The sequence below is a fragment of the Marinomonas gallaica genome (assembly GCF_049821165.1).
Classification (GTDB): Bacteria; Pseudomonadota; Gammaproteobacteria; order Pseudomonadales; family Marinomonadaceae; genus Marinomonas; species Marinomonas gallaica.
The window spans coordinates 321213-333599 of the sequence record NZ_CP187511.1 but is presented as its reverse complement, the minus strand read 5'-3'; the positions used below and the strand labels follow the sequence as shown (position 1 = coordinate 333599).

Sequence of the window (12387 nt, the reverse complement as noted above, 5' to 3'; positions counted from 1 at the left end):
AAGTGAGGTGAATGGCACTTTTGTTGACTGATTATACAAGAAAACTTCGGCTTAAACTCGGACAAGAATAAGTACGGCATCATTATGAAAATTGGAATACCGAAAGAGATAGAAGACGGCGAGCTGCGGGTGGCCATGACCCCAGCAGTCGCTGAAAGGGTCAAGAAGCTAGGCTTTGACTTGGTGATTGAGAGCGGCGCAGGTGCGGCGGCTTCTTATTCAGATGAGGCGTATCTAGCTGCAGGCGTAGAGGTGACCAGTGATACAAAAGCACTGTGGCACGATTCAGACGTTTTGATTAAAGTTCGTCCTCCGGTTGAACACCCAGAGCTAGGCTTTTATGGCATTGAGCTTTTGGGTCAAAACCAGACACTCATTAGTACCCTCTATCCAGCGCAGAACTCTGTGAAGCTAAATCAATTAGCTGAACGAGGTACAAATGCTGTCGCTTTGGATGCCGTACCACGTATTTCTCGTGCGCAAAAAATGGACGTATTGAGCTCCATGGCGAACATCGCGGGTTACCGTGCGGTCGTTGAAGCTGCGCAACACTTTGGCCGTTTCTTTACCGGACAAATTACCGCCGCTGGTAAAGTTCCACCAGCGAAAGTACTTGTTATCGGTGCTGGCGTGGCAGGTCTTGCGGCCATTGGTGCAGCGAAAAGTATGGGTGCCATTGTTCGTGCATTCGATACGCGTCCTGAAGTAAAAGAACAAGTCGAAAGTATGGATGCGGAATTCCTAGTATTGGATTTCGATGACGAAGACGGCAGTGGCGAAGGTGGTTACGCCAAAGTCATGAGTCCTGAGTTCATCGCCGCAGAAATGGCGCTTTTCGCAGAACAAGCAAAAGATGTCGACATTATTATTACTACTGCATTGATTCCGGGTAAGCCAGCACCAGAACTGATCACTGAAGAAATGGTTCGCTCCATGAAACCAGGCAGTGTCATCGTTGACTTGGCGGCAGAAACGGGCGGTAACTGTAAGCTTACGAAAGCGAACGAAGTGGTTCAGGCGCACGGTGTTACGTTGGTAGGATACACAAACTTGCCAAGCCGTATGGCGGCTCAATCAAGCCAATTGTTTGCGACGAATATTTACCACCTTCTAACTGAATTGTGCCCGAACAAAGATGGTCAGATTGATCTGAACATGGAAGACGAAGTGATTCGTGGTGCAACGGTTGTGAAACAAGGCAACATCACTTGGCCACCACCGGCGCCACGTTTATCTGCAGCACCAAAAGCGGATGTCAGTGAGCCTTTGCCGGAGGCGAAATCAGACGCTAAGAAAGAAGAGAAGAAACCGAGTGCCTTTGGTTTCCTTGTACCAGTATTAATTGTTGGTGCATTGCTAATGGGAGTGGGCAGCGTTGCGCCTGCTGAGTTTATGGGACACTTAACCGTCTTTGTGTTGTCGTGCTTTGTCGGTTATATGGTGGTTTGGGGAGTTAGCCACTCTCTGCATACGCCACTAATGAGTGTGACCAATGCCATCAGTAGTATCATCGTAGTCGGTGCGTTGACACAGGTTTCGAACGATAGTCCGATCGTTTCGATACTGGCTGCTTTGGCCATCTTTATTACCAGCATCAACATCGTCGGTGGCTTTGCCGTGACGCATCGTATGCTGAAAATGTTCCGTAAGTAGGAGACGACAATGAACTTTGGAGTAATGACGGCTGCCTACATCGGAGCCAGCGCCTTATTCATCATGGCACTGGGTGGCTTAAGCCACCAAGAAAGCGCACGCCGCGGTAACATCTACGGCATTTTAGGTATGGTATTGGCAATGGTTGTGACCATTGCTGGTGCGGTGACAGACAACTACGGTTTGCTACTATTGGGGCTTGTACCGGGTGGTATCATCGGTTATGTCTTGGCAAAACGTGTTGAAATGACGTCGATGCCAGAATTGGTGGCGATTCTACACAGCTTGGTAGGCTTGGCCGCGGTGTTCGTTGGTTTTGCCAATGCCCTAGGCCACGGTGCTTATGAGTCGGTTGTAGCGCAGCGTATTCATGATGTTGAAACCTCTTTAGGTATCTTCATTGGTGCGATTACCTTTACGGGTTCTTTGGTTGCTTACCTTAAATTAAGCGGCAAAGTATCGGGTAACCCGCTGCAGTTACCTGGTCGTCATATGATGAACCTAGCGATTGTGTTGGTTTCTCTTTACCTGATTGTTGAGTTTGCAGCGGTTGGCGCGACTGACGGTATGATGTACCTATACATCATTACATTGCTTGCCTTAGTATTTGGTGCGCATCTGGTGGTAGCGATCGGTGGTGCAGATATGCCAGTGGTTGTGTCGATGCTGAACTCTTACTCTGGTTGGGCAGCAGCGGCCATGGGCTTCATGCTAGGTAACGATCTACTGATCGTAGTCGGTGCACTAGTGGGTAGTTCAGGTGCGATTCTGTCTTACATCATGTGTCGTGCGATGAACCGTAAATTCTTGAACGTTATCCTAGGCGGTATCGGTAGCAAGAAGAAGAAATCAACGCCTGCGGCGGGCGCTGCAGCAGAAGAGCAAGGTGAGATTGTTGAGATTCAGACAGAAGAAGCCGCTCACATGCTGGAATCTGCGAAAGAGGTCATGATCATCCCAGGTTACGGTATGGCCGTTGCGCAAGCACAGCACACAGTATTTGAGATCACTAAGAAACTTCGTGAGAAAGGCGTGAATGTTCGCTTTGGTATCCACCCAGTTGCGGGTCGTATGCCAGGTCACATGAACGTATTGCTAGCGGAAGCGAAAGTGCCTTACGACATCGTGTACGAAATGGACGAAATCAACGAAGATTTCCCGAAAGTAGACGTGTCTGTTGTGATCGGTGCGAACGATATCGTCAACCCTGCTGCAAACGACGTAGAAGACAGCCCAATTGCAGGTATGCCTGTACTTGAGCCATGGAAAGGTAAGCACACCATCGTACTGAAACGTGGTATGAGCCGTGGTTACGCGGGTGTCGAAAACCCACTGTTCTTCAAAGACAACACTCGTATGCTTTTCGGTGACGCGAAGCAAACAGTGGACGCTTTGCTAAAGCACTTGTCTGCTGACTAAGTTCTTTAGGCAATAAAGAAAGCCCGAGGCATCCGCTCACGCCTCGGGCTTTTTTTTATTTGATTGGACCACCTTAAAACAGTTGATACTTTTATATACGCCAATAGCCGTTCTAAACGAAAGAAAACAGGTCAGTGGTCTTTTGATACTTCAATTCAATCACCATCAAATATACGTCGGCCTTGTTGGATGAATATGTCCCTTAGGCATTTCGCGGCAGGAGACAGGTAGCCTTCTCTACGGCTGATAACATTGTAGAACCTATCCATGCTTAGCTCTGCGATGGGAACTTCTTTGAGATGCTTTTTGCTGGTATCGACACTTTCTAAGTTCCGTCTAGAAATAAAACTCAGCAATTCCGTTTTCATAATAACGGAAGGAATCATAAGCAATAAATTTGTTTCAATTTGTACTTCAGGTTTGCTGAAACCATGCAGATCGAAAGCCCGATCAAGCCATTGGCGGCTCATAACGGAGCTGGGTGCTAAGATCCATTTAAAGTTTACAAGGCGTGCGAGGCTAATCTCCTCTTTGAAAATGTCATGTGAACTATTGGCGACGACAACCATCGTATCTTGATAAAAAGGCACACATTCAAAATTGTCGTCTAATTCACCATACAGACCAATGACCAGATCAAGCTCACGTTCTCTGAGCTTTTCGTAGAGAAAATCGGTTTGCCCAATGACGGTTTTTAGCTGAATGTTGGGGAAGTCTCGCGTGAGAATATGAATGATCGGTAATAGTATGTGATGCGCTGCAGTAGGTACTAATCCAAGCTTCACTTGGCCTTTCTCACCGGACTCTAGCTCTTTGATCTCTTCGGCAACATCTTGCACGCTTGCGAGTATCGATTGCGATCTCTGCAACAATAATTTTCCCGCCGCCGTAAGCTGAATATTACGGCCATCTTTTTCAAATAGTCGTGTATTTAGAGTACGCTCTAATCGGCGAATGCTGCCTGTTAACGCAGGTTGGGTTTTATGAAGTTGCTCAGCGGCTTTGCCAACATGGCCCAGCGTGGCAATGCGCTGAAAGTATATAAGATCACGCAACTCTAATTGATCATTCATATTTATCGATTTCAAATAAAATACTATTGGAATTTATTGATTATATACAATAATAATTTTGCTATGTAGATGTGCTTTGTTAGCCGACTTGTTATTGGTTAACCCCATCGTATGTCACGCCATATAAAAATAAACAGAAAATGCGAGAACTTAAATAATGAAACTATCTAGCTCAAAACTGATTAAATGTTCAGCGATGGCTCTATTAGTCAGTACCTCAAGTGTATACGCTGATGACTTTCCCACTCACCCAATCACTGTTGTAGTGCCATATGGTGCGGGTGGGACAACAGACATCTCAGCTCGCAAGCTTTCTAGTTTAGCGGAAGGGGAGCTTGGACAACCGATTGTTGTAGAGAATCGCCCCGGTGCCAGCGGCACAAACGCCATGCGAGCCGTCGCCAATGCCAAAGCAGATGGCTACACACTGATTGCCACCACTTCTTCCCCTTTATTTGTGACCCCTGCAGTGCGTCCGGTTGGCTACGATTCGGTGCAAGACTTCACGCCTATTTTAAATTATTCAGGTCCTTACCATGGGGTGTTGGTGCAGGCGGATAGCCCTTACCAGTCGTTTGATGAGTTAATGAAGGCCGCCAAGTCAGATAAGTCCATTAGTTATGGAACGGCAGGCGCTATGGGCGGGCCTCATTTATCGTTTGAATTAATCGCTCGAGAAACGGGGGCCAAACTTAAGCATGTACCGTTTAACGGTGCTGGCGCTGCCACAGCGGCTCTGTTAGGCAACCACGTAGATGTCGCCCTAGTTCCGGCTTACCGTGATTTGGTTCTAGACTCAAAGCTGAGACTGTTAGGTGTGTTGGATGACAGTCGTGATCCTGACTTTGCGTCCGTTCCAACATTAAAAGAGGCTGGCTATAACGTCGAATTCCCATCAGTGGTAGGCATCATGGCTCCCGCGGGTACTGCCCCTGAGATTGTCAAAAAGCTAGAAACGGCTTTTACCAAAGTCGCTACATCGGATGAATTCCAAACCTTTATGAACAAGCTGAATCAGCCTGTTAGGGTGATGAGCGGAGACAAATTGGGTGAAATCATTCAATCTAACCTTGAAACCTATCGCAATGTTGCTAAAGAGTTGAGTCAGAAGTAATGAACTCCCATGTTTCACAGCTATGGGCAAAGAGTGGCTTACAGTCACTCATTTGCCTAATATCGGCTAGTTTTGCGGGTCTAGGTCTCTGGACGTTAGATACCCAAGTACAGGTATTTAGCTTTGGCGATTCTTTGTTTGATGCGCAGTTCTTCCCGCGCATTGTACTAGGCCTGATCGCCGTAACCGCTCTTTTGTGCTGTGTGGCGCGAATCAAAAAAACGGATGAACCTATTGGCCCTTTTTCAGGATGGATAAAAGTGTTGCTCGTGGTTGGGGCAATAGTGTTGGCATTATGGTTTATGCCTAGCATGGGCTTTTTTATCAGTGCATGTGTCGCCGCGATTACTACCGCGCTTGTCCTTGGTGAGCGACATATTATTTTATATGTTGGTCTCCCTCTTCTAGTGGCAGCGCTTGTCACGTTAGGTGCTCAGCATGGGCTCAACATTCCTTTACCCTAATCCTGTGAGTGGAGACTATTAACATGCTGATGGATGCTTTTAATGCATTGATGGATATTTGGGTTCTGGTTGCTGCTGTATCGGGGATCGTAACAGGTATTATCATTGGTGCGATTCCAGGACTAGGGCCGACCATGGCCATTGCGTTACTGATTCCAGTTACTTTTACCATGGCGCCTATTCCCGCTATTACGTTGCTTCTAGGGGTTTATCAAGGGGCTATTTTCGGTGGCTCCATTTCCGCTATTTTGCTCAATGTACCGGGTACGCCTTCTTCTGCTGCAACGGCCATCGATGGCTATGCGATGGCGCGAAGAGGTGAGGGTGGACGAGCATTGCGTATTGCGCTTTATGCCAGTGTGGCAGGCAATATATTCAGTTGTCTTGTGTTGATTCTGCTTGCTGAACCTCTTGCCTCCATGGCACTGAATTTTGGTCCTGCCGAGATGGCGGCACTGATGTTTTTTGCCCTTCTTGTCATCATTTTATTTGGTGGTGGTGTTCGTTTGGACGCCGCTTTGATGGTGCTACTAGGTGTGTTCGCAGGCATTGTAGGGCTTGATCCAATAGAAGGCACCCCTCGTTTTACCTTTGATAGTTTTGCCATGGAAAACGGCTTACAGCTCATCCCTGTATTGGTCGGTCTGTTCGCCATGTCTGAGGTGTTTCTAAAGTTATTTGCACGACATCAAGAGCACCACAACGAGCTTGAGATGCCGGAGATTCAACCTAGCAAGGTTAGGTTTTTAGATATGTGGCGCATGCGTGCAACGCTGTTCTGGTCGTCATTGATCGGAACGTTTGTGGGGATTTTGCCGGGTATTGGTTCAACCGTGCCAGCGTTTATGAGTTATAGCCTTGCGCGAGCCCGCTCAAAGCAAGCGCAACAGTTTGGTAAAGGTGCGGATGAAGGTGTTGCGGCTCCTGAAGCAGCAAATAATGCGGTCACAGGTGGTGCTCTCATTCCAACTTTAGCATTGGGTATTCCCGGTGATGCGGTGACGGCCGTGATTCTTGGTGCGTTTATGTTGCAAGGCTTAGCGCCTGGGCCATTTTTATTCCGTGACTATGGCGTAGAAGTGTATGCCATCTTTGAGGCGTTAATCCTGTCTTCGATCCCGACCATTATTTTTGGTTTGTTGCTGTTTAAAATTGCCGTTCATGTGATTCGTATTCAACCGCGTCATTTGTTTCCAACCATTACCATACTAGCGTTACTGGGTGCATTTTCAGTGAACAATAGTCTAGTCGATGTTTGGGTAATGCTAGGCGCTGGTTTCGTTGGGTTTGTCTTACGTCGAGGAGGGTTTCCTTTGCCTCCGCTTCTGATTGGTTTGATCTTAGGTACCCCTCTTGAGCAAAGTGTTCGTCAGGCACTTTTAACTAGCAACGGCAGTTTAGACATTTTTTGGAACTCTGATATTGCGTTATCCATATTTGGCTTAACTGCTATCAGTATATTGATCAGCTTGATGATTCCTATGCTGCGAAAGCAACGTCAGAAAGGGGAAGGCTGATGTCTAATTCGAATGTCATCCTGTGCGACAGCCATATGCATGTCTTTAGTCATCATGAGGTGATCCAATCCTCTAATTATGTAGCACCTGCGAAAGATCTGTCCGACTTTATCTTAGAAGCAACCACCGAAGACATTGGTCGAGCGGTGGTGGTGCAAGCTTCCATTGATGGAACGAATAATAGTCGATTACTCGAGACGCTGTTGCATCACGATCAACTGACGCTACGCGGTGTTGCCATGATTGATGAGCACAGCAAAGACCTTGAAATTCTTGCCAATGCGGGAGTGCGAGCTCTTCGAATTCAGGATCGTACACGGCTTGGTATCAATGATCTGGAGCGCTTACCTCAATTGGCGGCGATGGGAGCTGAGGTGGATTGGCATGTGGAGATTAATACAGAGCCGGCACGCTATGAGCACCTTAAGCAGCTCTTGAATGAGCTTCCCGCTGGGCAAGCTGTGGTACTTGATCATTTTGGTCATTGTGCCCCGCTTAATCTTGAACAACGACATCAACTGTGCCGCTTGCTCGACACTGGGCGGGTATGGATCAAGTTAGCGCCCACCCGAGTTAGCCAACACGTGGGCAACTATAAAGATCTGACAGCCATTGTTCAGACTTTGGCAGCGGGTTACACCGAGCGCTGCCTTTGGGGCAGTGATTGGCCTCATGTAATGACGGCCGACCCGTTGCCAAAAACAACAGATATGCTGGCATTTTATAAAAACGTGCTGACCACGGAACAGTTTGCTGCCTGCTTTAGCCACAATCCGGCCAAGCTCTATAAGTTTTAGTACGCGGGTCAACTGACCGTGTAAAAAGGAATCTCATGTCTTCGACTTCGTCTAATCAAGGGAATGAGCTAGATAACGAGCTCGCTCCCTGGCAACAAAGAATGTTGGTTACGTCACCGAACCCGAACCCGAATCCTGAGTGGCTTGCTCAAGTCAAAGAAGCGCCCCTGTTACCAGAACTTGCCATAGTAGATGCGCACCATCATTTGTGGGATCGCTCCGGTTTTCGCTATTTGCTAGAGGAGTACGCCGACGACATTGGTTTTAGTGGTCGCAATGTTGTGGCTTCTGTCTTTGTGCAATGTCGCTCAATGTATCGCCAACATGGACCAGATGCCATGAAGCCTGTTGGTGAAGTGGAGTTTGTGCGCGGGATTGCCGCCCAAGCGCGCAGCGGGCACTACGGTCAAACAAAAGTTGCTGCCGCGATTGTTGGCGGCGCTGATCTTTTATTAGGAAGTGAAGTCGCAGTGGTGCTAGATGCCATGCAAGACGCCGGAGGAGGATTGTTGAAGGGCGTGCGTACCCCTGTTGCGGCCCACGCGGACCCCATTATCCGTTCTAACCCAGTTCCCGTACCCGAAGGGTTAATGCTGACCGCGGAATTTATGGCGGGAGCAAAGCAGCTTTTGCAGCGTGATTTGTTGTTGGACCTCTGGGTGTATCAGAGCCAATTAGCAGACGTTGTTAAGCTCGCTCAGCGGTTACCAGACTTGCGCATCGTCATCAATCATGCGGGCGGACCGTTAGGCATTGGTCCTTATAAAACTGAACGGGCGCGGCATTTCGCACATTGGCGCGCCGCGCTGACAGTGTTGTCGAAATGCCCGAATGTATTCATTAAGTTAGGTGGGTTTGGCATGCCGATTATGGGATTCGGTTTTGCAGATCAACCTAAACCGCCCAGCTCTGAAGCACTTGCTGAAAGTATCGCGCCATACATTGACGTCGTCATTGATTTGTTTGGCGAGGAGCGGTGTATGTTTGAAAGTAACTTTCCTGTCGACAAAGGCAGCTTTTCCTATGGCGTTTTATGGAATGCCTTTTGTCGGATAACAGAGCATTGGAGCGAGCAGGCTCGTAATCAAGTGTTTCATGCCACTGCGTTACGTGTGTATCAAATAGACATGAACGTTTGAGTGGTCAAATGTCCAAACGTTTCTTAGGAGACGTTTCGTCGGAAGTAGGGGTAGCAGAGGTTGTCGCAGCTGCCTGGTTAGTCACAAAAATAAAACTAAAAGGTGAACCATGAAAACTTTGAAACGTACCGCAGTTGTCTCCGCAGTCGCTCTGACGACGGCTTTGTCCGCGTCTTGGAGCATTGCCAGTGAGTATCCAGATAAAACCATTGACGTCATAGTCGGTTATTCGGCTGGCGGTGGCACGGATGTGATGGCGCGAACCATCGCCTCTCATTTAGAACCCTATCTAGGGGAAGGGGCGGCAGTTGTCGTTAAGAATCATCCAGGAGCCGGTGGGCAAATAGGCTTTACCAAAGTGGCTACGGCAGAAGCGGATGGCTATACCTTGGGAACCATGAATCTGCCAGCAGCGTTATCTTTAACCTATGATCGTGATGCGGAATACGACGCAGACAGTTTTACATGGCTGGCGAATTTTGTGTCGGACCCTAATACCTTAGTGGTAAGTCAGTCCTCGGGGATCACCACGGTTGAGGAACTGATTCAAGCCGCTAAAGAAAAACAGGGTGCGATGACGGTGGGATTAGCGTCGTTAGGCGGTAATGATCACTTCGCAGCGATCCAATTTGCTAAGGCGGCGAATATTAAACTGACACAAGTCCCTTTTAAAGGGGCTGCGCTAGCACGAACGTCTATTATGGGTGGCCATATTAACATGGGGGTGATGACGTTCAGCCAAACAGTGGGCTTTGAAGATGACATGCGCGTACTGGCCACTCTATCTGATAAACGTCTGGCTCAAGCGCCGGATGTCCCAACCGCCAAGGAGCTGGGCTACGATGTCGTAATGGGATCTTATCGAGGCCTGGTCGCACCGGCTGGCTTGCCTGAAGAAACGCTGAAAACTCTGAAAAGTGCCTTGGACAAGCTTTCTACTGATCCAGCATTCTTAGCGGATATGGAAAAACGTGGAACGCCGGTTCATTATGAAAATGGCGTTGCTTATAAAACGTTGGCAAAAGAGCAAAATGACATTGCTGAGAAAATCTGGCAAGACACACCCTGGAAATAACGTGGTTTAGCCAATCTGCTATAAAAGGGTAAAGCCTGCCTTTACCCTTTTATAGCAAGCCACTCTAGTGACTTGCGCCTCAATTTTCGGCGTCTATTCTAGGTAGGCCGTTCCGTCCACACTGCTCGGCCAAGTGGTCGTGTAACTCTTCTATGATCGCTTTTCGCGGATTATTATTACGTTCAACAATGCCGATCCTACGCGATACTTGCGGCGATCCAAACTCAACTTTGGCTAAATTGGTCATTTCTGATTCCAGTAAAAACATTTGCGGTACCACGGTAATGCCTAAACCACTACGAGCGCAGGTAATAAGCGCATTGATGGTGTCGACTTCTGCCACATCGTTGGTGGTGACACCCAGTAGTGAAAGTTCGGTATCAATGACATTAGCGAGCGGAACAGCGCTTTTAAAGCGAATGAAGGGGTACTCATTTAACATCTCTTTAATGGGGCGTATTTCCATATCCTTAGGCAGCACGAGCCAGAGTGGTTCATCTAAAAAGGGATGCCACGTCAAGTGTTGCGGAATGCTGATATGTTCCGCAATGATGGCGGCGTCTAGATGGCCTGATGCCACATCTGAAACCAGCTGTGCAGAGAGCCCGATGCGCAGGTTGGTTTTTAAATCAGGGTACTTTGTACGCATTTTTACCATGGCCCCTGGCACAACATTGACGGCACTGGAGCGCACTGAGCCGATCATTAAAGTGCCAGATACGACGACTCCGCGTAAAGAAAGCTTGGTATCTTCTTCCAGTCGAAGGATTTTGATCGCCATGTCGACCACTTGCAATCCCTGTGGTGTGAACGTCGGCGGACGAGTGGAACGATCAAACAATTCGGTCCTAAGTTCTTGTTCTAAGGAAACAACCTGCTGACCAACCGCTGCAGCCGTTAAATTTACTTTCTCAGCGGCTTGAGAAAATGTGCGGTATTTATGGATGGCTAATAATGTTTTGAGATGTCTAGTGTTCACTTATAAAGAAAACCTTTATATGTTGTAAAATATTATTCGATATACTAAAGCAAACCTTTTTCGTAGTCTATTTCCATCGAATCGAATTGTGTTTAAACATTTTGAACGCGCTCGATGACTGCTTTTCTAAATGAAGATAAGAACAATATGACAACGAAAAATATTCTTGTAACTGGGCCTAGTCTAGCGCCTAGTGCTACACAATTCTTAGAGGACAAAGGATACACGCCCGTTCACACTCCGCCTTACGCGGACAGTGCAACCATTGCGAACCTACTTCGCGAGACGTTGGCTGTGGGTGTCATTTCACGTATGGGTCGCTTAGATGCTGAAACGCTCGATGCTGGCCTCCCCCATCTAAAAGTGATTGCTAAACATGGTGTTGGTGTGGACAACATTGACATCGAAGCTGCCGCTCAACGCAATATTCCTGTGGTGGTTGCGACGGGAGCAAATGCGGTATCGGTGGCTGAACATGCCATTGCGCTGATGTTTTCTGCGGTTAAGCGTGTGTTACCTCTGGACACCAGTCTTCGTGAAGGCCGATGGGAAAAACCCGGGTTTTCCGGTGTTGAGTTGGCGGGCAAAAACATGGGCTTGTTTGGTATGGGAGCCATTGCCCAAGCAACGGCTCGAATGGCGAAAGCCTTTGGTTTGAACCTATTCGGATACGACCCATACGCGAGTGACGCCGTCTTTACTGAGTACGGTGTGACGCGCTGCGAAACGCTCGAAGAAATGCTATCAAAGAGCAATATTCTAAGCTTGCATTGCCCTCTTACGGAACAAACTCGCTCCGTCATCAATACTGAAAATATCGCTAGGATGCCAAAAGGCAGCTATATCGTAAACACGGCTCGTGGTGGTTTGATCGATGAAGCGGCCTTGGTGGCGGCTATTCAGTCAGGTCATCTTGCTGGTGCAGGCTTGGATACCTTTGCCGTTGAGCCCCCTGCTGCCGATCACCCATTCTTAAAAGAAGACGCGATCGTTGTCACACCGCACATTGGTGGTGTGACGAAGGAAGGTAGCACACGTGTCAGTGAAGATGCTGTCGCAGGCATTGTGGCCATTGTTGAAGGTAAATGTCTTCCAGCCCATCGCATCATTAACCGCACATTGTTAGCCGATCCAGCGCAATACGTGCAATAAGGAGA

The 12387-nt window shown here is 48.0% G+C and carries 11 protein-coding genes; 9 read left to right on the top strand and 2 right to left on the bottom strand.

What is annotated here, in order from left to right; all coding sequences use genetic code 11:
* Nucleotides 1-84: 84 nt before the first annotated feature.
* Both ACPUEK_RS01535 and ACPUEK_RS01530 read left to right on the top strand, forming a co-directional pair.
* A complete protein-coding gene (locus tag ACPUEK_RS01535) occupies nucleotides 85-1653 on the top strand; it encodes a Re/Si-specific NAD(P)(+) transhydrogenase subunit alpha (protein WP_425642066.1) in 1569 nt (522 codons plus the stop codon).
* Between the two features lie 9 nt (nucleotides 1654-1662).
* Nucleotides 1663-3072 carry an NAD(P)(+) transhydrogenase (Re/Si-specific) subunit beta gene (locus tag ACPUEK_RS01530; protein ID WP_067033175.1) on the top strand — a complete coding sequence of 470 codons (1410 nt, stop codon included), beginning with the start codon at nucleotides 1663-1665 and terminating at the stop codon, nucleotides 3070-3072.
* A gap of 155 nt (nucleotides 3073-3227) precedes the next feature.
* Here the strand turns inward: ACPUEK_RS01530 and ACPUEK_RS01525 are convergent, their stop codons facing one another.
* Nucleotides 3228-4145 (bottom strand): LysR family transcriptional regulator, encoded by a 918-nt coding sequence (locus ACPUEK_RS01525; protein WP_425642065.1) that lies wholly within the window; start codon nucleotides 4143-4145, stop codon nucleotides 3228-3230.
* A 157-nt stretch (nucleotides 4146-4302) separates the two neighbouring features.
* On the opposite strand from ACPUEK_RS01525, the gene ACPUEK_RS01520 reads away from it, so the two are divergent.
* The 6 genes from ACPUEK_RS01520 (at nucleotide 4303) to ACPUEK_RS01495 (ending at nucleotide 10251) form a co-directional block, all read left to right on the top strand.
* Nucleotides 4303-5259 carry a Bug family tripartite tricarboxylate transporter substrate binding protein gene (locus ACPUEK_RS01520; RefSeq protein WP_082443822.1) on the top strand — a complete coding sequence of 319 codons (957 nt, stop codon included), beginning with the start codon at nucleotides 4303-4305 and terminating at the stop codon, nucleotides 5257-5259.
* Nucleotides 5259-5723, top strand: coding sequence for a tripartite tricarboxylate transporter TctB family protein (locus tag ACPUEK_RS01515; RefSeq protein ID WP_425642064.1), 465 nt, complete (start codon nucleotides 5259-5261; stop codon nucleotides 5721-5723). Before ACPUEK_RS01520 ends, ACPUEK_RS01515 begins: the two co-directional genes overlap by 1 nt.
* A gap of 23 nt (nucleotides 5724-5746) precedes the next feature.
* A complete protein-coding gene (locus ACPUEK_RS01510; RefSeq protein WP_425642062.1) occupies nucleotides 5747-7240 on the top strand; it encodes a tripartite tricarboxylate transporter permease in 1494 nt (497 codons plus the stop codon).
* On the top strand, nucleotides 7240-8037 hold the full coding sequence (locus ACPUEK_RS01505) for an amidohydrolase family protein (protein ID WP_425642061.1): 798 nt from the start codon (nucleotides 7240-7242) through the stop codon (nucleotides 8035-8037). Before ACPUEK_RS01510 ends, ACPUEK_RS01505 begins: the two co-directional genes overlap by 1 nt.
* Nucleotides 8038-8072: 35 nt before the next feature.
* Complete coding sequence (locus tag ACPUEK_RS01500; protein ID WP_425642060.1) at nucleotides 8073-9176, top strand: amidohydrolase family protein; 1104 nt, start codon at nucleotides 8073-8075, stop codon at nucleotides 9174-9176.
* 109 nt (nucleotides 9177-9285) lie between these two features.
* Nucleotides 9286-10251, top strand: a complete 966-nt coding sequence (locus ACPUEK_RS01495; RefSeq protein WP_425642059.1) for a Bug family tripartite tricarboxylate transporter substrate binding protein — start codon at nucleotides 9286-9288, stop codon at nucleotides 10249-10251.
* Between the two features lie 79 nt (nucleotides 10252-10330).
* On the opposite strand, the gene ACPUEK_RS01490 is transcribed toward ACPUEK_RS01495, so the two are convergent.
* Nucleotides 10331-11230, bottom strand: a complete 900-nt coding sequence (locus ACPUEK_RS01490; RefSeq protein ID WP_425642057.1) for a LysR substrate-binding domain-containing protein — start codon at nucleotides 11228-11230, stop codon at nucleotides 10331-10333.
* Nucleotides 11231-11377: 147 nt separating this feature from the next.
* Between ACPUEK_RS01490 and ACPUEK_RS01485 the strand changes: the two genes are divergently transcribed.
* Nucleotides 11378-12382, top strand: coding sequence for a hydroxyacid dehydrogenase (locus ACPUEK_RS01485; protein ID WP_425642056.1), 1005 nt, complete (start codon nucleotides 11378-11380; stop codon nucleotides 12380-12382).
* The last annotated feature ends 5 nt before the right edge of the window (nucleotides 12383-12387 follow it).